19 protein-coding genes are annotated in these 21,038 nt (G+C 65.7%); 8 read left to right on the top strand and 11 right to left on the bottom strand.

Annotated features, from left to right (window positions below):
• On the top strand, nucleotides 1-2,523 hold a 2,523-nt coding region (locus U8L64_RS02755; RefSeq protein WP_333393793.1), incomplete at its 5' end, for a type I secretion C-terminal target domain-containing protein.
• Between the two features lie 58 nt (nucleotides 2,524-2,581).
• A complete protein-coding gene (locus U8L64_RS02750) occupies nucleotides 2,582-2,926 on the top strand; it encodes a tryptophan synthase subunit beta (protein WP_333393791.1) in 345 nt (114 codons plus the stop codon).
• 97 nt (nucleotides 2,927-3,023) lie between these two features.
• Here the strand turns inward: U8L64_RS02750 and U8L64_RS02745 are convergent, their stop codons facing one another.
• The 4 genes from U8L64_RS02745 to U8L64_RS02730 are packed head-to-tail and all read right to left on the bottom strand — an operon-like array spanning nucleotide 3,024 to nucleotide 6,765.
• Nucleotides 3,024-4,961, bottom strand: coding sequence for a bifunctional diguanylate cyclase/phosphodiesterase (locus tag U8L64_RS02745; RefSeq protein WP_333393789.1), 1,938 nt, complete (start codon nucleotides 4,959-4,961; stop codon nucleotides 3,024-3,026).
• A gap of 25 nt (nucleotides 4,962-4,986) precedes the next feature.
• On the bottom strand, nucleotides 4,987-5,697 hold the full coding sequence (gene lapG / locus U8L64_RS02740) for a cysteine protease LapG (protein ID WP_077683885.1): 711 nt from the start codon (nucleotides 5,695-5,697) through the stop codon (nucleotides 4,987-4,989).
• 44 nt (nucleotides 5,698-5,741) lie between these two features.
• On the bottom strand, nucleotides 5,742-6,161 hold the full coding sequence (locus tag U8L64_RS02735) for a YbaN family protein (protein ID WP_008570124.1): 420 nt from the start codon (nucleotides 6,159-6,161) through the stop codon (nucleotides 5,742-5,744).
• 16 nt (nucleotides 6,162-6,177) lie between these two features.
• Nucleotides 6,178-6,765, bottom strand: a complete 588-nt coding sequence (locus U8L64_RS02730) for a UPF0149 family protein (protein WP_043296699.1) — start codon at nucleotides 6,763-6,765, stop codon at nucleotides 6,178-6,180.
• A 154-nt stretch (nucleotides 6,766-6,919) separates the two neighbouring features.
• Here U8L64_RS02730 and recQ point away from each other — a divergent pair, with 154 nt between their 5' ends.
• Both recQ and U8L64_RS02720 read left to right on the top strand, forming a co-directional pair.
• Nucleotides 6,920-9,046 carry a DNA helicase RecQ gene (gene recQ / locus U8L64_RS02725; RefSeq protein WP_043296716.1) on the top strand — a complete coding sequence of 709 codons (2,127 nt, stop codon included), beginning with the start codon at nucleotides 6,920-6,922 and terminating at the stop codon, nucleotides 9,044-9,046.
• A 174-nt stretch (nucleotides 9,047-9,220) separates the two neighbouring features.
• A complete protein-coding gene (locus tag U8L64_RS02720) occupies nucleotides 9,221-9,661 on the top strand; it encodes a MarR family transcriptional regulator (protein ID WP_043296698.1) in 441 nt (146 codons plus the stop codon).
• On the opposite strand, the gene U8L64_RS02715 is transcribed toward U8L64_RS02720, so the two are convergent.
• The gene (locus U8L64_RS02715; RefSeq protein ID WP_043296697.1) at nucleotides 9,658-11,841 is read right to left on the bottom strand and encodes a patatin-like phospholipase family protein; all 2,184 of its coding nucleotides are present in this window, start codon (nucleotides 11,839-11,841) and stop codon (nucleotides 9,658-9,660) included. The genes U8L64_RS02720 and U8L64_RS02715 overlap by 4 nt on opposite strands.
• 70 nt (nucleotides 11,842-11,911) lie before the next feature.
• Here U8L64_RS02715 and U8L64_RS02710 point away from each other — a divergent pair, with 70 nt between their 5' ends.
• On the top strand, nucleotides 11,912-12,193 hold the full coding sequence (locus U8L64_RS02710) for a SelT/SelW/SelH family protein (protein ID WP_043296696.1): 282 nt from the start codon (nucleotides 11,912-11,914) through the stop codon (nucleotides 12,191-12,193).
• A gap of 3 nt (nucleotides 12,194-12,196) precedes the next feature.
• On the opposite strand, the gene U8L64_RS02705 is transcribed toward U8L64_RS02710, so the two are convergent.
• The 3 genes from U8L64_RS02705 to U8L64_RS02695 all read right to left on the bottom strand — a co-directional run bounded on the left by U8L64_RS02705 (nucleotide 12,197) and on the right by U8L64_RS02695 (nucleotide 15,329).
• Nucleotides 12,197-13,057, bottom strand: coding sequence for a DMT family transporter (locus U8L64_RS02705; RefSeq protein WP_333393783.1), 861 nt, complete (start codon nucleotides 13,055-13,057; stop codon nucleotides 12,197-12,199).
• 107 nt (nucleotides 13,058-13,164) lie between these two features.
• Nucleotides 13,165-13,911, bottom strand: a complete 747-nt coding sequence (locus tag U8L64_RS02700; RefSeq protein WP_043296714.1) for a helix-turn-helix transcriptional regulator — start codon at nucleotides 13,909-13,911, stop codon at nucleotides 13,165-13,167.
• 29 nt (nucleotides 13,912-13,940) lie between these two features.
• Entirely contained in the window at nucleotides 13,941-15,329 is a 1,389-nt protein-coding gene (locus U8L64_RS02695; RefSeq protein ID WP_043296694.1) for an adenylate/guanylate cyclase domain-containing protein, read from the bottom strand.
• Nucleotides 15,330-15,640: 311 nt separating this feature from the next.
• Here U8L64_RS02695 and U8L64_RS02690 point away from each other — a divergent pair, with 311 nt between their 5' ends.
• Nucleotides 15,641-16,570: a DUF808 domain-containing protein gene (locus U8L64_RS02690; RefSeq protein WP_333393781.1), complete on the top strand. Its 930-nt coding sequence runs from the start codon at nucleotides 15,641-15,643 to the stop codon at nucleotides 16,568-16,570.
• Here U8L64_RS02690 and U8L64_RS02685 read toward each other — a convergent pair whose 3' ends face one another.
• Nucleotides 16,571-18,022, bottom strand: a complete 1,452-nt coding sequence (locus U8L64_RS02685; RefSeq protein WP_043296692.1) for a TrkH family potassium uptake protein — start codon at nucleotides 18,020-18,022, stop codon at nucleotides 16,571-16,573.
• 176 nt (nucleotides 18,023-18,198) lie between these two features.
• On the opposite strand from U8L64_RS02685, the gene U8L64_RS02680 reads away from it, so the two are divergent.
• Both U8L64_RS02680 and U8L64_RS02675 read left to right on the top strand, forming a co-directional pair.
• Nucleotides 18,199-18,570 carry a YkgJ family cysteine cluster protein gene (locus U8L64_RS02680; RefSeq protein WP_008570111.1) on the top strand — a complete coding sequence of 124 codons (372 nt, stop codon included), beginning with the start codon at nucleotides 18,199-18,201 and terminating at the stop codon, nucleotides 18,568-18,570.
• 76 nt (nucleotides 18,571-18,646) lie between these two features.
• Nucleotides 18,647-19,210: a nitroreductase family protein gene (locus tag U8L64_RS02675; RefSeq protein WP_102829385.1), complete on the top strand. Its 564-nt coding sequence runs from the start codon at nucleotides 18,647-18,649 to the stop codon at nucleotides 19,208-19,210.
• Here the strand turns inward: U8L64_RS02675 and U8L64_RS02670 are convergent, their stop codons facing one another.
• Both U8L64_RS02670 and U8L64_RS02665 read right to left on the bottom strand, forming a co-directional pair.
• Entirely contained in the window at nucleotides 19,211-20,530 is a 1,320-nt protein-coding gene (locus tag U8L64_RS02670; RefSeq protein ID WP_102829386.1) for a sensor histidine kinase, read from the bottom strand.
• A gap of 66 nt (nucleotides 20,531-20,596) precedes the next feature.
• Nucleotides 20,597-21,019 (bottom strand): Spy/CpxP family protein refolding chaperone, encoded by a 423-nt coding sequence (locus tag U8L64_RS02665; protein ID WP_054095199.1) that lies wholly within the window; start codon nucleotides 21,017-21,019, stop codon nucleotides 20,597-20,599.
• Between the last annotated feature and the right edge of the window lie 19 nt (nucleotides 21,020-21,038).

Below are 21,038 nucleotides of genomic sequence, written 5' to 3'. Positions count from 1 at the left end.
GACCAACCGGGTGCCGATACCCCGAACAGCTTCGTCAACTGGACCAGCACCACGGCGGCACACGGCACCTTCACCGACCTGGGCGCTGGCAACTACAGCTACCTGATCAACCCGAACGATGCCGCGGTGCAGGGCCTGGACGAAGGCGAAACCCTCACCGAAACCTTCACCTACACCATGCAGGACGCCGACGGCGATCCGTCCAGCGCAACGCTGACCATCACCATCACCGGCAGCAACGACGGCCCGACCCTGAGCGTCGTGGGGGCCAACGTCTCCGAGCTCGGCTTGCCGTCCGGCTCGGATGCCACGGGGTACAGCGAATTTGCCACGGGTACCTTCACGTTGGGCGATGTGGATGGCCTGGACGACATCCAGACCGTCACGATCGGCGGTACCGCGGTGAATATTGCCAATCTGATCGGCAGTAGTTTTGCCGGCGCGTACGGTGTGCTGAACATCCTCGGCTACAACGACGAGACGGGTGTGGTCAGCTATCAGTACCAGTTGACCAGTCCGACCACCGATGTGGATGGCGTGACGGAGGCCGATACCTTCACGATCAGCGTGTCGGACGGCGCGGCCAGTACGTCGAGCGATCTGGTTATCGGTATCGCCGATGATCTGCCGTCGCTTGGTGCTTTTGTCGCCGCGACGATTCCCAACGAAGTCGGTACGGTCAACGGCACCTTTGCGGTAGTACCGGGGGCGGATGGGCTGGGCGGCTTCGAGATCACCGGGCCGACGCTGGACGGCGTGACCTATCAGACCACGCAGAATTTCAGCGGTGGCACGTTCGTCAGCACCACGCTCACGGCGCTGACGGACACCAACCAACAGGTCTTCACCTTGACGGTGAGCGCAGACGGCACCTACAGCTTCCAGCTGATCGCGCCTGAGGCGGGTTACACCGAGGCCATCGACTTTACGAGCCTGGAACCTGGCAAGCCGATTTCCGTGGCGTCCAGCATCGAGAATGGTTGGACGTTCGACGGCCTGCTGTTCAGCGGAACCTCCCCAACGACATTTACCAACCCCGATAGCGGCAGCGGCTCCAATAGCGATCTGCTCAACATCTCGGGAAATGGGTTCGGCTTGGGGAGTGCGAGCTCCGTTCCGGACAACGCCGGTTTCCTCTACACCCAGCAGGGCGGCGCGGATAGCTTGCGTTTCTTCGCCGATATTTCATCGAGCCTGGAAGGAAAGGGCACTGTACAGATTTCCTGGGCTGCCTATGGCAGCACCGTCGGCGGTACGCCGTTGGCCGTCAGCACGCAGAGCATAACGCTCACCGCAGACGGATGGGTCACCATCGACCCGGGCGTCTCGTTCGAGAATCTGGTGATACGTGTCGACGTGATCGGCGCGAACACTGGCGGGATCCGGGTGCAGGATTTCTCCTATTCCCGTGAAGTGCTGCCGGACGACCAGAGTCTGTCCTTCGGCATCGTGGCGCAGGACGGTGATGGCGACCTGAGTGCGCCGTCTACCCTCGATGTACAGATTACGGCGGCCGACTCGTCAGATGCCTTCACCCTGATCGGAACGGCAGGCGACGATGTCATCGCCGCCAGCAGCCTGACCGACAGCATCAGCGGCAACACCGGCTTCGATATCGTCGACTACGGCGACGCGACCACGGCCATTGCGGCCAGCCTGCTCAGCGGGACGGGCACGCTGGGGGAGGCACTCGGTGATAGCTACACGGGCATCGAAGGCCTGGCCGGCGGGGCGGGCGACGATGTGCTGACCGGCAATACGCTGGACAACTACCTGGCCGGCGGCGCTGGCAGCGATACGCTGGTGGGCGGTGAGGGCGACGATGTTCTCGACGGCGGGATCGGAGCCGACATTCTGCAGGGCGGTATCGGCGATGACGTGCTGATCGGCGGGGCAGGAACGGACGCGCTGGAAGGTGGCTCCGGCATGGACATCGCCGATTACAGCGCCGACGGCGTCGGCATCACGGTCGATCTGGAGAGCGGCGCACCGGGTATTGGCGGCCTGGCTGCGGGTGATACCTACCTCGACATGGAGGGCGTGATAGGCGGCAGCGGCGACGATCTGCTGGCTGGCGACACGCAGGACAACTATCTGGACGGCGGGCTGGGCGACGACGTCCTCTCCGGTGGTGGTGGCGACGACGTCCTGATCGGCGGGTTGGGTGACGACAGCATGACCGGCGGCGCCGGCCGTGACACCTTCGTCTGGCGGGCGGGTGACAATGGCAGCGATACCATCAGCGACTTCCATATCGACCCGACCGGTGCGGCCTCGGACGTGCTCGATCTGTCGGAGCTGCTGTCCGGGGTGGATGCCGACAGCGCGACGCTGGACAATTACCTGACGTTTGCCTTCGGTAACGACACGGTCATCTCGGTCAGCGTCACGCCGGGCGGTGCGCCGGTTCAGGACATTACCCTGGCCGGCGTGGATCTGGCGGATCTGTACGGCACCACCAACGAGGCGACGGTGATCGATAGCCTGCTTGCCGACAACATCCTGAAGGTCGATAACACCTGAGGGCACTCAAGCCCACCGTTCGCAGGAACGGTGGGCTTGTCTTTGCTGGAGAAACTGAATGCTCTATATCGAGCGAGGCCCGGACGGGCAGCTTCGGCGGGTCGAGGCCGAGCCGTTCGACGAGATGACCGGAACGATTCCCGCGGGTTGCGATGAAGCGCTGAGCTGGTTCGCAAACAGTGAGGATGAACACACGCAACGAGTCGGCTTGCAGGCATCCGACCTGGAAATGGTACGGGTTCTGGAAGACCTGATCGGCGTGTTGATCGATCGCGGCGTGATCCGTTTTACCGACCTGCCGGAAGCGGCCCAGCGCAAACTGCGCGCCCGTCAGCAGACCCGTGCGCGACTGGGTGGGCTGTGTGCTCTGTTGAGCGACGATGACGAACCGCGGTTGCCTTAGTCGGCGTTTTTGTTTCGTTCGCTGAAACCGCAACAGACCCCGATTTTCCCTTCCCTCGTGACGCCGACTGGTCGTTGCGACCAGCCGTTCTCTTTCCTTACTGCCACGGGTGGGGCGCGCCAACCGCGTGGCCCATGACGCCATGCACGCCGAGCGCAGCCAGCGTCGTGCGTTCGCCTTCGGTCTCCACCATCTCGGCGATCAGCGGCAGATCGATGCTGTGTGTCGTGCGGTAAAGCGCCTCGATGAAGTCGCGCTTGTCGTCGTCCTGGTCGATATTGCGGATGTAGGTCCCGTCGATTTTCAGATAGACCAATGCCAGCCTCAGCAAACTGCCGAGCTTGCTGAAATCGCCGCCGAAATGCTGCAGACCAACCTGCGCGCCGGTGTCGCGCAGCGCCTGGCTGCAGTGTTGCAGCGTGGCGCTCGCCGGCAGGTGGCGGGCGTCCAGTTCCAGGCAGAGCAGGCGGGTTTGCTCGGGGTGGTCACGCAGCAGTTGGATGATCGGTTCCAGACCGTCAGGGTCGCGCAGCGTGGCGCTGGAAAGGCTGACGGCCAGCGGAGTGGGGGCCTGCCGCAGGCGTTCGATAGCCAGTTCGAGCATCAGCCGGTCGAAGCGCGCCGTCCAGCCCAGCCGTTCCAGCCACGGCAGAAAGCTGCCGGCAGTGAGGACGGCGCCATCGGCGATCGGCAGGCGCGCCAGCAACTTCTGATGCACGAGCTGCTGCGGATTGTCGGCCAGCACCACCGGTTGTACGAAGACGGCCAGATCGCGCCGCTCCAGCGCCTGGTCGAGCGCGCGATACCACTCGTGTTCGCTGTGCAGAAGCGCTGTCGCATGGCTGCATTCCTGCCATGCGTTGTCGCTACCGAGTGCCTGCGCCAGCGCATGGTCGGCCCGCTCCAGCACCGCCGCAGGCGAATCGCCGATGTGAAAGGCGGTATAGCCGATGTGAGCCAGCGGGCCCTCAACGGGCGTGCCGAGCGGGCGCAGCGCTTGCAGATCGGCGCTCAGTGTTTCGGCGAGGCGGGCGGCATGCGCTTCGTGCAGACCGGGTGCCAGCAGGACGAAATCACCGCCGCGGCTGCGCGCAGCCAGCCAGTGCGGCTGGCCTTGTTCGTCCGGTACGCGCCCGAGGCGTGCACCGACCGCGGCGACGAGCTGGTCGGTCTGCTGGCTGCCGAGCTGCTGGTTGAGACGGTTCAGCTCGTGGATGCGGATCAGCATCAGATAGCCGCCGCCGTGATGCTCGGCCGGCGTCAGCTGGATCGCCAGGCGCTGATCCAGCAGGCGCCGGTTGGCCAGCCCGGTCAGCTCGTCGCGGAAGGCCTGCTGATGGAGCCGCTCGCTGCGCGCCGCTTCCTCGGCGAAGAGGGCTTGCAGCTTGGCGACCATCTGGTTCATCGCTTGCACCACACGCCGTAGCTCCGGCGTGCGCGGCAGCTCGGGCAGCGTGACGAATTCGCGTCGGGTGATGGCCTGCGCTTGCTCCACCATGCGATCGAGCGGGCGCAACTGGCTGCGCAGCAACCAGCCGCCGAGCAGGGCGCTGACCAGGCCGCAGCCCAGCAGCCAGTAGAGCGTGGCCACGGTGCTGTCCCAGACCTTTGCCAGGGCGAAGGCGGGGTGGCTGATTACCTCCACGCGCGCCGCCTGTTCCCAGCCGCGCATGATCAGCGCGTCGCCGCCCTGTGCCGGCAGATTCACCAGCGCGGCGAACCAGTTCGGCACCTGCTCGGTGACGATGTTGCTGCTGCGTTCGACGATCGGTTGGCCATCGGCGATCGAGACGATACGGATGCTGCTGAAATAGCCGCTGTCGAAGATCGAATTGACCAGCAATTCGAGCATGACCGGATCATCGACATGCGGCGTCATCGACAGCGCCAGTGCGGTGGCGGCGTCCTGGGCATGGGAGCGAAGCTGGCTGATCGACTGTTCGCGCGAATGCTCGATGCTGGCGAAGAAGCTCCCGGCGAAGGCCACGACGAGGAACAGGCAGATGGCGAGAAACAGCTGCTTGAGTAACGACATACTTCCCTCCTGAAACCGCTCTCGACTAGCCCTCGCCGACCACGAATCCTTCGGCACGCATCTTTCGCAGAACGTCCTGCCAGCGTGACAGCCTTTTGCCATCTCCGCTACGTTTACCACCGCCCGCACCGGGTAGATACAACCCTTCGGCATTGAAGGCATACACCGGCAGCAGGTCGCTGCGCTGCGAGGCGGGGCGGATGGTGCCGTCGATGTTATCCAGCACCAGCGGATCGGCGCCGGGCGTCGCGTAGTAGGTCAGCACCATGTGCGCCTGATTCAGCCGCAGCGCCTTGACGTAGGTGATGCGCAGCTTGTCGCTGGGCACGCCCAGCCGACGCAGGGTGAAGTACTTGGCGAGGGCGTAGTCCTCGCAGTCACCGGCACCGCGGATCAGGGATTCGACCGGCGTGGCCCAGTAATCGTCCTGCTCCCAGACCCAGATGTCGTCGCTGAACTGAATCTGTCGGTTGAAGAAGCGGTTGACCTCGGCGAGCTGCTCTCGCTCGGGCAGTGCGTCGCTGTCTCGCAGAAGCTGCTGCCAGGCCGCTACCCGCGGCAGCGCATCCTCCGCGGCCCCGTAGCGCTTTTTCAGAACCGGGTAGATGCGCTCGAAATCCCACTGTTGCCAGTTGGACGAGCGCGCCAGATTCCATAGCGGTGCGCTGAGCAGGGCGAGCGCGAGAAGCAGCACCAGCGGGCGGCGGCTTGCACGACCAGACTGCAAAGACTGCATGGGCTGCTCTCCATAGCGAATCCTGCCGGTGGGCGGATTCGTGCTCACTGGCGTGGTTTGGCTTCGACCGTGTGCAGGGTTTTCTGTTTGACGATGTACAGCGTGACCAGCGCAGCGCTGAGCAACATGGCGATGCGTGCCCAGACGAGCGGCACCAGCCAGCAGGAAATTCCGATGCTCACCCACATGGTGAGGATGGTGTAGGCCTTGCCCTTGAGCGGAATGCCGTTGCCTTCCAGGTAGTCGCGGAACCAGGGGCCGAGGCGCGGGTGCTCGACGAGCCAGACGTAGAAGCGCTCCGAGCTGCGCACGAAGCAGGCAGCTGCCAGCAGCATGAAGGGGGTGGTCGGCAGCACCGGCAGGAAGATCCCCACTACGCCAAGCGCCACCGCGAGCCAGCCGACCGTCAGCAGCGCATAGCGCACCACGGCGTTGCGCTGCTGGGGAATATCGCGGTGCGCCACGGCGGCTACCCGGTCATCAGTGACGGCGCGGTTTGAGCAGCGCCGGCTTTTCCTCGGGAGCGTGGCAGAGCAGGTATAGCGCAGTCAGGATTTCAGGAATCTGCGCGACCATCTCGTCCACCAGCTCGGGGCTCTCGGCGATCTCGGCGAACTCCGGCTGCTCGTCGAACAATCCCGAGCCGACCATGATCGGCAACAGCAATTCGCTGACTTCCTCCTCGGAATCCTCGAACCAGGCCTCCTCGCGCATGAACACGCCTTCCATGAAGCCGATGCACCAGCCGCGCAGATCGGACTCGTCCGGCTCCTCGCCGAGGTCCAGCTCGCAGGGCAGCTCCATGTCTTCGTCGCTGGCCAGCTGGCGGGCGATATGCGCCTTGAGCTGGACCAGCGTTGCCTCGATGGCGTCGCGTTCGGTGTCGTCCTGGTACTTCGGTGGCTCGGAAAACAGCGCATCGATCCATTCGCGCTCCGGTACCGCTTCGGAGCAGATGCTCAGAGCCGTCAGGTAGCCGTGGGCGGCGATGTAATCCAGCGCCTCTTCATGCAGGTCGTCGGCATCGAGGAAAACCTGCAGGCGGGTGAGTTGCTCGGCGAAAGACATCGGGAACTACCTTGGGGTGGGAAGACAAGCGGGATTCTAGACGAGGCGCGGGATGCAGGCTACTTCGATGGCCGTTGGGCCGCCGTGGCCGACCACCGCGCCTGAACTCCGGCAGGTGCTCGCGTATACTGCGCGCCTTGTTTCGGAGACCGGCATGCTCGACCAGGCACAGCGCATCCTCAAAGACGTATTCGGCTATGACGCCTTTCGCGGCAACCAGGGCGCGATCATCGAACAGGTCGCCGACGGCGGCGATGCGCTGGTGCTGATGCCTACCGGCGGCGGCAAGTCGCTGTGCTATCAGGTGCCGGCGCTGCTGCGCGACGGGCTGGCGGTGGTGGTGTCGCCGCTGATTGCGCTGATGGACGATCAGGTCGCCACGCTCGACGAGCTGGGCGTGGCGGCGGTGGCGCTTAATTCCACGCTGAGTGCCGACGAGCAGCGCGAGATTGCCGAGCGCATTCGCCGCAACGAGATCAAGCTGCTCTATCTTGCGCCGGAGCGACTGGTGCAGCCGCGCATGCTGGCGTTTCTGCAACGGTTGCAGATCGCGCTGTTCGCCATCGACGAGGCGCATTGCGTGTCGCAGTGGGGTCACGATTTCCGTCCCGAGTACCTGCAGCTCGGCCAGCTCGCCGAGCTGTTCCCCGGCGTGCCGCGCATCGCCCTGACCGCCACGGCGGACATGCGCACCCGCGAGGAAATTGTCCAGCGCCTGCATCTGGAGAACGCCGAGCGGTTCCTGTCCAGTTTCGACCGGCCGAACATCTTCTACCGCATCGTGCCCAAGGAGCAGCCACGCAAGCAGCTGCTGGGCTTTCTCGCCGAGCGGCGGGGCGATGCCGGCATCGTCTACTGCATGTCGCGCAAGAAGGTCGACGACCTGGCGGCGTTTCTCACCGAGCAGGGTTTTCCAGCGTTGCCGTATCACGCCGGGCTGCCCAACGAGCTGCGCGCCTATCACCAGAAACGCTTCCTCAACGAAGAGGGACTGATCATGGTGGCGACCATCGCCTTCGGAATGGGCATCGACAAGCCTAACGTGCGCTTCGTCGCTCACCTGGACCTGCCCAAGTCGCTCGAAGCCTATTACCAGGAGACCGGACGAGCAGGGCGCGACGGCCTGCCGGCCGACGCCTGGATGGCCTACGGCCTGCAGGACGTGATCTTTCTCAAGCAGATGCTCAACAACTCCGAGGGCGACGAGCGCCACAAGCGCATCGAGCAACACAAGCTCGATGCCATGCTCGCGCTATGCGAGGAGACCCGCTGTCGGCGCCAGGTGCTGCTGGCCTATTTCGACGAAGACCTGCCGCAGCCGTGCGGACATTGCGACAACTGCGCGGACGATGTGCAGACCTGGGACGCCACCGAACCGGCGCGTCAGGCGTTGTCGGCGATCTACCGCAGCGGGCAGCGCTACGGCGTCGGACATCTGGTGGACATCCTGCTGGGGCGCGACAACGACAAGGTGCGCGGCCTCGGCCATCAGCATCTTTCCGTGTTCGGCGTCGGCAAGAGCCTCGCCGAGGGCGACTGGCGCTCGCTGTTCCGCCAGCTGGTGGCACGCGGGCTGGTGGATGTCGATCTGGAAGGCTTCGGCGGCCTGCGCTTGAGCGACAGTTGCCGACCGTTGCTGCGTGGCGAGGTAAGCCTGGCGCTGCGCCGCGATCTCAAGCCGCAGCAGGCGGCCAAGGGGCAGAAGAGCGCTGCCAGCCAGCTGGTGCGAATCGAGGAGCGCGATACCTGGGAAGCGTTGCGCGCGCTGCGCCGGCGCCTGGCCGAGGAGCACGGCGTGCCGCCCTATGTAATCTTTCCCGACGCCACGTTGCTGGAAATGCTGCGCAGCCAGCCGGCTTCGCTGGCGGATATGGCGCGCGTCAGCGGTGTCGGCGCGCGCAAGCTGGAGCGCTACGGCGCGGCGTTCCTCGAAGTGCTGCAGGGTACGTCGGAACCCGCCAGGTCGCCGATCGATCTGCGTCACGAACTGGTCACGCTGGCGCGTGCGGGCATGACGCCGGCGCAGATCGCGCGCCAGCTCGATTGCAGCGAGAAGAACGTCTACGCCCTGCTGGCCGAGGCGATCGGCCAGCAGCAGCTGAGTCTGGAGCAGGCGCTCGACCTGCCCGAAGACCTGCTCGGCGAGATTCAGGAAGCTTTCCTCGACGGCGAAGGCGAGCTGCCGCCGGTGGCCGAGATCGCCGCGCAGTTCGCCACGCGGGTGCCGGAAGCGGTGCTGTACTGCGTGCGCGCGGCCTTGCAGGCCGAGTTCGAGTTGTAACCGGCTGCGTCACCGCCGCGCGCACGCCGGCGCGGCGCAATCCCGCGTCCTGGCGGGGCCGCCGAGTGCTCCCGCGTACCGAAGGAGGGTGGTGACTGGCCGTTGGTAGGCTTGCCTGCATATCGAAGCTGTGATTAGCTCGCTAATAATTGTTTTTGCAGGAATGCAAGCTTCATGTACGCCGAGCAACATCGCTTCGCCATGCAGTTGGCGCAACTCTCGCGAGGCTGGCGCGCGGAACTGGATCGGCGTCTCGCCGATCTGGGACTGTCGCAGGCCCGCTGGCTGGTGCTTCTGCACCTGGCCCGTTTCGACCATTCACCCACGCAGCGCGAGCTGGCGCAAAGCGTCGCCGTCGAAGGGCCGACGCTGGCCCGTCTGCTGGACGGCCTTGAGGCGCAGGGATTGATTCATCGTCAGGCTTCGCTCGAGGACCGCCGCGCCAAGCTCATCCTGCTCGGCGCCCCGGCGCGTCCGCTGATCGAACGCATCGAGGCGATTTCGACGCAGGTCCGCGAGGAACTGTTCGACGGCATTCCCGAGGAAGACCTGCGCAAGTGCCAGCAGGTGCATGCGCGCATCCTCGCCAATCTGAACAAGACCCGGGCGCTCTAGAAACTGCGGCCGAGGTTCAGATAGAGCGCCTGCTCGTCTTCGTCGTTGGCACCGTAGCCGAGGTTCAGCGGCCCCAGCGGGGTGTCGTAGCCGATGAACACGCTGGCGGCGTTGATGTAGCCGCTGTCGAATTCGTTGTCGTTGTTCCAGGCGCGGCCGCGTTCCAGCGAGCCGCCAAGGTACAGCGGGAAATCCAGCGGCAGGAATCCGCGTGGCGTCATGCGTCGGTAATACACCACCCGGCCGAGGCTGATGTTCTGCCCCGACAGCGCGTCCTGGCGAAAACCTGACAATTGGCGGGCGCCGCCGAGCAGGAAGCTGGAGGTCACCACCTCGGTGTCGTCGAGCGTGCGTCCGTAGCGGCCGCCCAGCAACCAGGTGTGCGGTCCATAGCCGAGCGCCTTGTCCAGGCGGAGGTGCCATTGCCGGTAGCGTTCATCCGAGCCCAGCCCGGGTGTGTACTGGCGCAGCGTCAGACTGATGTCCTCGCCCTCGTGCGGGAAATCCACGTCATCGAGCGTATCGAACGAATACTGCAAGGCGTAGTAACCCTCGCTGAAACTGAAATCCGGCAGGTCGCGCTCGCCGACGCGCACGTCCGCCTCGCCCCACGCCTGGCCGACGCCGAAGCGGATCTCGCCGTTGTTGGCAATCTGCCGGCCGAGGTTCAGCCCGTAGCCGTAGCGGCGCAGACGGTACTCGGCGATCGGGTCGTGCTCCAGCGTCGCCTCGACGTTCTGTGCCTCGAGAAACGCATTCGGCGCGACGAACCAGCGCGAACCGGCATCCAGCGGCTGGTAGAACTCACTGAACAGCTCCTGGCGATCGCCCAGTTGCGCCCGCGTCAGCCACTCGGCGCCCAGCTCGTTGATGCCGTTCATGCGGTAGCTGGCGCCGATATTGAAGGCACTGTCGCCCTGGAAATCGTCGGACAGGCTCAACCCGAGGCGCAGGTAGTCGGTGCCGGAGCGCTTCTCGCGTGTGCGGATCACCAGCGTGTTGCCCAGCTTGCCGTGGGCGACGCGGTATTCGACGCGGTCGAAATAGTCCAGGCCATACAGCGTGCCCATGTCCTTCTGCAGGTCGGCGAGGTCGAGCGGCTCGCCGAGACGCTGGCGGATGTGGCGGCGGATCACCGCATCGCCGACCTTGGAGTCGTTCTCGATGCGCACCGCGGTGATCACCGGCGTACGCGGATCGTTCGAGCGCGCCAGGCTCAGCGCCGGATTGCCGCCGCTGGCCGGCGCGAAGCCGGCCAGACGCCCTTCGAGCGCGCGGGTGGCGCGGTAGCCGGCGTCGATCAGCTGCGCCGCGCTGCCGAAATCGGTCGAGCCGTAGGCCGCCAGAGGCGGCTCGATCAACAGGTCTTCGGCGCGCAGGGTGGCCAGCTGCTCCTCGGAGTTGCGCCGCGTCATCATGGTGGTGGTCTGGTTGAGCACGTCGAACACGGTGAGCAGGTCTTCGCGGCGCATCAGCGGCGTGCCGATGTCGACCACGATCAGCCGGTCGACGCCCATGTCGCGCGCCACGTCCATCGGAATGTTGTCGACCATGCCGCCGTCCACCAGCAGGCGGCCGTCGAGCTCGACCGGCGCGAACACCGCCGGGATCGACATGCTGGCGCGAATGACTTGCGGCAGGTGGCCGCTGCGGAACACCACCTTCTCGTCGTTGGCGATGTCGGTCGCCACCGCGCGGAAGGGGATCGGCAGCTGGTCGAAGTCGCGCGTATCGCTGGCATGCACCAGCAGGCGTTCGAGCAGCAGGGCGAGGTTCTGCCCCTGGATCACGCCCAGCGGCAGGCCGAGGCTGCCGTCGTCGCGAAAGCTGAGCTTGCGTTTGACCAGGAAGTCGCGGTCGTCCTGCTTGCGCCGGAATGGCACGTCCTGGCGGGCCGGATCGTCGGACAGCACCTGCTGCCAGTCCAGCGTCATCGCCAGTTTCTCCAGTTCGTCGACGGTGTAGCCGGCGGCGTACAACCCGCCGATCACCGCGCCCATGCTGGTGCCGGCTACCGCGTCGATGCGCACGCCTTGTTCTTCCAGCGCCTTGAGCACACCGATATGTGCCAGCCCGCGCGCCGCGCCGCCGGAAAGCACCAGCCCGGTCTTCGGCGCCGCAGTGTCGGCGAGGCCGCTCAGTGGCAGACAGAACAGCAGGACAAGCAGCAGGCGACGCATGACGGATTCCGGGTACGAAGGAAAAGGCCGCTATTATAGGCCGCTCCCATTACCAGCCAGGGTCGCGCGCATGTCCAACGGCAAAGCGGAAATCGTCATCGTTTATTGCACCCAGTGCCAGTGGTTGCTGCGCGCCGCCTGGCTCGCCCAGGAGCTGCTCTCGACCTTCGCTGACGATCTTGCCCGGGTCGCGCTGGAGCCGGGCACCGGCGGGGTGTTCCGCATCACCTGCGACGGCGAGCAGATCTGGGAACGCACGCTCGATGGCGGCTTTCCCGAAGCCAAGGAACTCAAGCGGCGGGTGCGCGACCGCATCGATCCACAGCGTTCGCTGGGCCACAACGATCGTTGAGATTCAGGCCGCCGGCGGACTCTTCAGGCGGCTGGTGATGACGCTGGCGAGAATGATCAGCGCGCCGCCGCCGAGCATGCGCAGCGTCGGCTGCTCGTCGAACAGCCACCAGGCGAAGACGATGCCGTAAACCGGTTCGAGGGCGAAGATCACCGAGGTGGTGCGCGCCTTGAGCACCCGCAGACTGGCGACGAACAGGCTGTGCGCGAGGCCGGTGCAGAGTACGCCGAGCAGCGCCAGCCAGAGCCAGTCCTGTGCCGGAATGGCGGGTACGCCCGCCCAGGCGAACGGCAGCAGGCCGAGCAGGATCGCCAGGTTCTGCCACAGCGCGGCCTGCACGGCGTCGATGCCGCGGGTGACTGCGCGGTTGAGCAGCGACAGCAACGCGAACAGCAGACCCGACAGCACCCCATAGAGCAGTCCGCCGGTCGCTGCGCTGGATACGTCGAAGCTTGGCGTGACCAGCAGGAGGCCCAGGCAGACCAGACCGACCATTGCATACTCGATCGCCCGGGTGCGTTCGCGAAACAGCAACCCTTCCAGCAGCACAGTGAACGCTGGAAAGCTGGCGAAGCCGAGGGTGGCGATGCCGACGCCGGCGACTTTCACCGCGATGAAGAACGTCAGCCAGTGCGCGCCCAACAGCACACCGCCGAGCATCAGGCCGCAGCGGCGCTTCCAGTCGGGGCGCGCGCCGCTGGGCGGCAGCAGCAAGGCTACCGCCAGCAACGCGAGGACGGCGAACAGTGCGCGGCCGAAGGTGATCATCAACGGCTGGCTCTGCGCGAGTTTGCCGAGCACGCCGGACAGGCCAAACATCAGCGCGCCGAGGTGAATCGCCAGCAGGGCGTTGCGCGGGGTCATGTGTCGATACCGCGGGTCAGCGATGGGTACGAAGGGGGCATGCAGTTACCGCGACGGAGATGGCAGGGCGATCATGCTAGGACAGTCGCGTACGCGCGTCTGTCGCGTCAGCCGGCGGTTTTGTCGCGCAACTCTCGCGGCGTGCAGCCGTGTACTCGAACCAGCGCCGCGGTGAAGGCGCTCTGCGAGGCGTAGCCGACCTGTGCGGCAATCTCGCCGACCGACAGCCGGGTGCCGCGCAGCAACGCTTCGCCTCGCTGCAGACGCCGCTGGCGCACGTAGTTCATGGGCGTCTGTCCGGTCTCATCGAGAAAGCGCGCATGCAGGCGCGCCACGGACAGCCCGGCGACTCGCGCCAGATCCGCGACCTGCAACGGATGGGCGAGGTGCCGGTCGATGTAGGCGTCGAGCGCCGCAAGCGTCAGCGGCGGCCTGTTGCCGAGCGGCGCGCAACCGCTCCCCAGCGTTGCCAGCAGCAATACCGTGCCTTGTTCGGCGATCAGCGGATCGTTCAGCGGGCTGGCGGCCAGCCACTCCACCAGGCGCTGCTGCGTGGCGGTCAGGCGCAGTGAGTCGGGGCGTTCGAGCAGCCGCAGGCTGGCGGCCCCGTGCGGGCCGAGACGCTCGCTGATCCAGGCCGGATGCGCAATGTCGAGCACCAGACAGTGGCTGCCGCGCGCGCTGCCACAGGCATGATGGGTGAATGGAGGAACGACTGCCAGGCATTGCTGGCCGATGCGGCTGCCGCGTCCGGCGATCTCGAATTCCAGTTGGCCGCGCAGGCCGAAGACCAGTTGCACGTGATCGTGGCTGTGAGCGATCTGGTCCTGGTTGTAATGCCGAAGGGACAGCATCTGCATCGCGGCCTCGCTGCGGTATCCGCTCAGAGGATGACCTTGTCGCGCAGTTTCTCCGCGGCCTCCTGCAGGGCCTGGATCACGCGTTCCTTGTCGAAGTTCTGCACGCCGTTGGTGTCCAGGTACATGGAGAAGCCCGGCAGCTCGGTCTCGACGAAACTGCAGGTGGCGCCGAGGTCGCGGCGGAAATCGACGACCTGATAGATCTGCACTGGCCGGGTGAATCCCTTGACGCCGATCTGGCCCTTGTCGCGGCACATGATCACGTCCTTCACCAGTGAATAGGTTTCGTGGGAGATGAGGATCTCGCTGGTTTCCGCGGCGCTTTCCAGGCGGCTGGCGAGGTTCACCTCGCGCCCGATGATGGTGTAGTCCATCCGGGTGTCGGCGCCGAAGTTGCCCACCGTGCAATAGCCGGTGTTGATCCCCATGCGGATCTCCATCGGCCGGGTGATGCCCTGTGCGCGCCATTGCTGGCGCAGCACCTTCATGTGCTTGCGCATGGCGATGGCCATCGACACGGCGGCCACGGCGTCCTTCTTCGCGCCCTGGCTGGTCGGGTCGCCGAAGAACACCATCACGCAGTCGCCGACGAATTTGTCGATGGTGCCGCCGTACTTCAGCGCGATCTTCGACATTTCGTTCAGGTAGTTGTTGAGCAGGTCGGTCAGCGCCTCGGCTTCCAGCTCCTCGGACAGTTCGGTGAACCCCTTGATGTCGGAGAAGAACACCGAGAGCTTCTTGCGCTGGGTCTCCAGGCGCACGCTGCGCTTGCCGGAGAAGATCGATTCCCACACCTGTGGCGACAGGTACTTGGCCAGACTGCGCGCCAGCCGCGCGGCCTTGGTCTGCTCAGCCTCGATGTCGCGCCGCGCCTGGGCCAGGCGCAGGCCCTGCTGGTGTACGAAGTAGGCCGTGGCACAGATGTACAGCGAAGCGAACAGGATGCTCACCAGCGAGACCAGCTGCGGCGTGGCGCCGCGAAGCTCGAGCGGTACCAGCGCGCTGCCCAGACCGATACCACCGGCCACACCGAGCACCGCCAGCAGCAGGTGCTGCAGGCTGCCGGTAACCAGTGCGCTGAAAAACAGCGTCAGCAGGAACATCAGGCTGGGCACGATGGGCGCGCCGAGCAGGATGATGGCGACGCCGGTGTTGAGCGCATCCAGGCACAGCAGCACTTGCGAGGTACGCTGCGGATGATCGCGCTTGAAGCGGTAACCGAGGTGGTAGGCCAGATGCGGATAGAGCAGCGCATAAGGCACCATCCACAGCAGGTCGAGGGGAAAAAACTGCGTATAGGTTCCGGCCGCGAGAGTGGCGGCGCCGGCCAGGTAGGCGAACACACGGGAGTAGTACTCGCGCAGCGTGCGATTGGCGAGACCGTTGCGGCGCTCTGCCGTGGCGGAAGTCATGTGCTTACGTTCCCTTGTAAAATCGACGCCTTTTTCTAAGCGCCTTGCTGACTGAAGCGCCCACGCGCCGAACGCTTGGAAGGGGCCTTGCCGGTGGCGGTGCATTGCGCTGTTCTGCCGTGGCGCACGCCGAGCCGGTGGATCATAACCAAGCCGCGTCGCGCAGCCAAACCGCAGGCGACAAAAGCCGTGTGGCGATGGGGCGTGGTGACTGGCAGAGGCGCCCCCAGCGGAACCCGCCGAGGCGAAAGCGCCCTAAACTACAGCGGCGCCGCGCGCCTCTTTCTTCTTTCCACGAACAGGATTTCCCTTTGGCTACCAGCTTGCTTGCCTTGATCGACGATATCGCGACGGTTCTGGATGACGTATCCGTGATGACCAAGGTCGCCGCTAAGAAAACCGCCGGCGTACTGGGTGACGACCTGGCGCTCAACGCCCAGCAGGTCAGTGGCGTCAAGGCCGACCGTGAATTGCCGGTGGTCTGGGCGGTCTGCCGGGGTTCGTTGAAGAACAAGCTGATCCTGGTGCCGGCGGCGCTGCTGATCAGCGCATTCGCGCCCTGGGCGATCACGCCGTTGCTGATGCTCGGCGGCGCGTTTCTTTGCTACGAGGGTTTCGAGAAGCTGGCGCATCGCTTCCTGCATGACGATGCCGCCGCGCACGCCGAAACCGCCAAGGCGCTGGCCGATCCGGCGGTGGACATGGTGGCTTTCGAGAAGGACAAGATTCGCGGCGCGATCCGTACCGACTTCATCCTGTCCGCCGAGATCATCGCGATCACCCTGGGCACCGTGGCCAATGCCAGTTTCACCCAGCAGGTCATGGTGCTGGCCGGCATCGCGGTGGTGATGACCATCGGCGTCTATGGGCTGGTTGCCGGTATCGTCAAACTCGATGACCTGGGGCTGGCCTTGAGCAAGGCGGCGAGCGGAGCGGTACAAGCCGTCGGTCGTGGCATCCTGTGGCTGGCGCCGTGGCTGATGAAAACGCTGTCGGTCGTCGGCACCGCGGCGATGTTCATGGTCGGTGGCGGCATTCTCACCCACGGCATTGGCGTGGTGCATCACTGGATCGCCAACAGCGCCGAGCAGACGCAGCATTTGCCGTACATCGGTGCGGTGCTCGGTGGGCTGCTGCCGACGCTGCTCGACGCGGTATTCGGCATCGTCGCCGGTGGCGTGATTCTGGCGGTTCTGACGCTGGGCGGCCGCCTGTTCGGCAAGCGCGGCTCGGCGTCTTGATCAGTGGCGCCAGAACGCGGGGGTCAGCACCACCAGCACGGTGATGATCTCCAAGCGACCCAGTAGCATCCCGAGCGACAGCAGCCACTTGGCCGCATCCGGCAGCGGGCTGAAATTGCCGGCCGGGCCGATGATCGGCCCCAACCCCGGACCGACGTTGCACACCGCCGATGCCGCGCCGGTCAGTGCGGTGATCAGATCCAGTCCGAGCAGCGCCAGGCATAGCGCGAGCGCGCCGATGGTGATGGTGATGAAGAAGGAAAAGGTCAGGATAGACCGGACGATATCCTCATCCAGCGTGTGGCCGTTGTACTGCTGGCGAATGACTGCGCGCGGATGGATCAGCTGCTTGAGGTTGGCCCGCAGCAGCGCGTAGGCGACTTGGAAACGGAAGATCTTCAAACCGCCGGTCGTGGAGCCGGAGCAGCCGCCGATGAAGGTCAGGTAGAAGAACACCATCATCGCGAAACCGCCCCACTGGGTGTAGTCGCCCGAGGCGTAGCCGGTGGTGGTGACCACCGAAACCACGTTGAAGGTCACGATGCGCAGCGCGTACAGCCAATCGGCATCGTGGGTGAGCCAGTACCAGCCGCTGAACAGCACGCTGCTGACCACCACCAGGACCAGGAAGCCGCGTACCTGTTGATCGCGGATCAGCGCCTTGCGGTGGCCGCGCAGCGTGGCGACGTACAGGGTGAAAGGCAGGCTGCCGAGAACCATGAAGAACACCGCCACCCAGTGCGCCGACGGGCTGAATTTACCCATCGAGGCATCGGAGGTGGAAAAGCCGCCGGTGGATACCGTGGACATCGCATGGTTGATCGCATCGAACAGGCTCATGTCCGCCAGCCAGAAGGCCGCCACGGCCGCCAGCGTCATTCCCACGTAGATGGCGATCAGGTACTGCCCGGCGATGTGTGAGCGCGGCACGACCTTTTCCGACCAGTCCGACGATTCCGTCTGGAACAGGCGCATACCACCGATTCGCAACAGCGGCAGGATCGCTACGGCCATACCGATGAAACCGATGCCGCCCAGCCAGTGCAGCATCGAGCGCCACATCAGCAGGCCGGGCGAGGCGTCGTCGAGGCCGGTGAGGATGGTGGAACCGGTGGTGGTGATGCCCGACATGGTTTCGAAGAATGCGTCGGTGTAGCTGATGTGCCGGCTCAGCATCATCGGCAGTGCGGCGAAGCAGCAGACCACCAGCCAGCTGGCGGTCGTCAGGAAGTACATGTCGCGCGGCCGCAGCTTGGCGTTGGCCGGACGCCCCGGCGCGACCAGGGCGACGCCGCAGCCGCCGGTGATTGCGCTGGCCCAGATGAATGCCTGCAGGTCGTCGGTACGCTCGAACGCCAGCAGCGTGAGCATCGGCACGACCATGCCGATCGCCAGGGTGATGAGGAAAATGCCGAGGAGAAAACCGATGATGCGCAGCGTCGGTAAGGCCATTGGGTGCAACTCGGCGCCAGAAAATGAGGGCCGCCATTCTACCTGTGTCGGCCCGCCAGTAAACCGCCTGCAGCTTGCCGACAGGCGTATGTCTGGGGCCTCTTCACAAGCGCATGGCGATGCATAGAATAGCGGCCCGGCGCCGGCCGGTTCCGGCATCTGCGCGTGTTGCCTCCATGTCCGTCGACAATCCCTGTCTCACCTGTGGCGCCTGCTGCGCCTATTTTCGTGTGTCCTTCTTCTGGGGCGAATGCACGTCGTCCGGCGGCACTGTGCCCGAGCAACTGGTGGTGCAGGTCAGCCCCTACCACGTGGCGATGCAGGGCACCGAGGCCAAGCCAGCCCGCTGCGTCGGCCTGCTGGGTGAAGTCGGTTGTGGCGTGCGCTGCACGCTGTACGAGCAGCGCTCGAGCACCTGTCGTGAGTTCGAAGCCGCCTGGAGCAATGGCGAGCCCAACCCGCATTGCGACGCGGCGCGCGCGGCGCATGGCCTGCCGCCGCTGGTGCCGCCGCTGCAGCCGCACCTGTCACCCGATCGCGTCGCCTGAGGCGCACGCCTGCACGAGAGTTGCCCTGGCGGCGCCATCGGCCTCTAGAATGTCCGCTTCGTTCTGGAGGTAATGGATGGACGCTCTCGACCTGTTGCTCAACCGTGTTTCGGTTACCCGGCTGTGCGATCCGGCTCCCGATGCCGCGCAGCTCGACCTGCTGTTTCGCGCCGCGCTGCGCGCGCCGGATCATGCCCAGCTGCGACCCTGGCGTTTCCTGACCATCGCGGGGCCGGCCCGTGACCAGCTGGGCGAGTTGTTCGCCACGGCACTGCAGGCGCGCGACCCGCACTGCGCGCAAGAGGCCCTGCACAAGGCGCGCAGCATGCCGTTGCGCGCGCCGTTGCTGGTGGTGGTGATTGCGCATCTGCAGGCCCATCCGAAGGTGCCCGAAGGCGAGCAGCTGCTCGCCGCCGGCTGCGCGGCGCACGGATTGCTGCTCGCCGCTCACGCTCAGGGCATTGGTGCGGTGTGGCGTACCGGTGATTTCGCCTATGACGCGCAGGTCGCCGCCGGCCTCGGTCTGGCGGCGAACGAACGCGTGCTGGGTTTCCTCTATCTGGGCGCGCCGGAAGGGCGGGTACGTGCGGCGCCGGTGCTCGATCCGGCCGATTTCGTCAGCGCCTGGCCGTCGCGCTGATTAAGCGAGCGGCAGACGCAGGCTGGCGATGAACCCGCCGGCCGGGTGGTTGCTCAGTTGCAGCTGACCGCCGTGGCGCTCCGCCGCGCGACGGGCGATGGCCAGGCCCAGGCCATGCCCGGCGGCAGTCTGCCCCGGCGCGCGGAAGAACGGCTCGCTCAGCTGCGACAGATGCGCGGCATCCACGCCCGGACCGTGGTCGCGCACGCTGAGCGTCAGCCAATCGCCATCCAGGTGCGCCTGCAGTTCGATGGGCTGGTCGGCCGGGTTGAACCGCAAGGCGTTACGCAGCAGGTTGTCGAGGGCGCGTTCGAGCATGTCCGGCCAACCGCGCAGCGTGCTGCCGGGGTCGATGTGGCTGTCGATGCGCTGATCCGGCGCGACGATGCGCGCGTTGTCCTGCAGTTGCTCGAAGAGCATCGGCAGGTCGATGCTCTGCGCCGCGCCGGGCTCGGCATCCATCCGGGCCAGTTCCAGCACCTCGCCGATCAGCGCTTCCAGGCGATCGCACTCCTTGGTCAGGCGCGGCCAGAGCGCCTCGCGTTCGGCCGGCGTGGCGCGCTCGGCCAGCGCCAGGGCGATGCGCAGGCGCGCCAGCGGCGAGCGCAGTTCATGGGACACGTCGCGCAGCAGTTGGCGCTGGCTGCCGATCAGCGTCTGCAGGCGGGCGCCCATGCGGTTGAAGTCGCCGGCCAGCACGCCCAGTTCATCGCGTCGCCTGGCCAGGCGCGCCAGCGAGTTCTGCTGATAGGTGGTCTGGCCAAGATCGTGGACGGCGCTGCGCAGGCGATCGAGCGGCCGCGTGATGGACAGCGTCAGCAGCAGGCTGAAGCCGCTCAGCACCACTAGCGCGATCGCTAGCGCGCTGAGCGGCCAGAACAGACTGCCGCGGTGCCAGGCCCGTAGCTCGGGATGCGGAATACGGTAGATGAACAGGTAGGTATCGCCGCTGGCTGGGCTGGTGTAGTCCTCGGTCAGCCGGCGCCAGGGCAGCGAGTGATCGCGGTCGCGTTGACGTGCCTCGAACGCTGCGGCGCGTGGCGGGAAGGTGCCGCGAATGACCGGCTGGCCGTTCTCGCCCAGCACTTGCACGTCGATGTGCGCGCGATGCCGGTGCTGCTCCAGCAGGCGCTGGGCCGCAACTGCACCCTGTTGCTCGTAGACCCGGGTCCAGGTCTCCGCGAGGCCGCTGACAGCGGGGTGGCGGCTGAGAATCCAGGCATCCTGGTTCAGCGCATGCCCGAGCAGCAGTGCCAGGCCGGCGACCAGTGCAATGGCGAGCCAGAAGGTTGCGAGAATGCGCCAGAACAGTGATCGCACGGCTGTCTCCACGGCGAAGCCCGGCCGGAGCGTGCGCACCGGCCGGGCGGTTGGTAAGTGCGACGATCAGTTCTGCTGATCGCGCTCGGCTTTCCACTTGAGGAACTCGGCGCGTTCGGCGCGCCTCTCTGCCATCTTCTTCAGGCTTTCGTCGAAGGCCTTCTGCTGCTCGGGCTTGAGCAGCGCGCGCATCTGCTTGTGAATGTCATCGCGGCTCTTTTGGATCTCGTCCTGCATGGCCTTGCGTTCGGCTTCCGGCAGCTTGTCCAGGTAGCGCTGGGTGACGGCTCGACGCTGTTGCATCTGCTCGCCCATCAGCTTGTGCATTTCGCGTTGCTGTTCGCGGGTCAGGTCCAGTTCCTGAAACATCCGCGGGCCCTGTTTGCCGCCCATTGGGCACTGGCCGCCGTCCCGCATGGCGCCGGGCATGGCCATGACGGCAGTGGGAATAGCGGTGACGAACAGCAGGGCGATGAGGGATTTGCGCATCTTGGTTACTCCTGTGATG

Source organism: Pseudomonas sp. FIP_A4 (genome assembly GCF_036701605.1).
In the GTDB taxonomy this organism is placed as follows: domain Bacteria; phylum Pseudomonadota; class Gammaproteobacteria; order Pseudomonadales; family Pseudomonadaceae; genus Stutzerimonas; species Stutzerimonas phenolilytica.
Note: the sequence above shows the minus strand (reverse complement) of the source record. Positions and strands in the feature narration are given on the sequence as shown.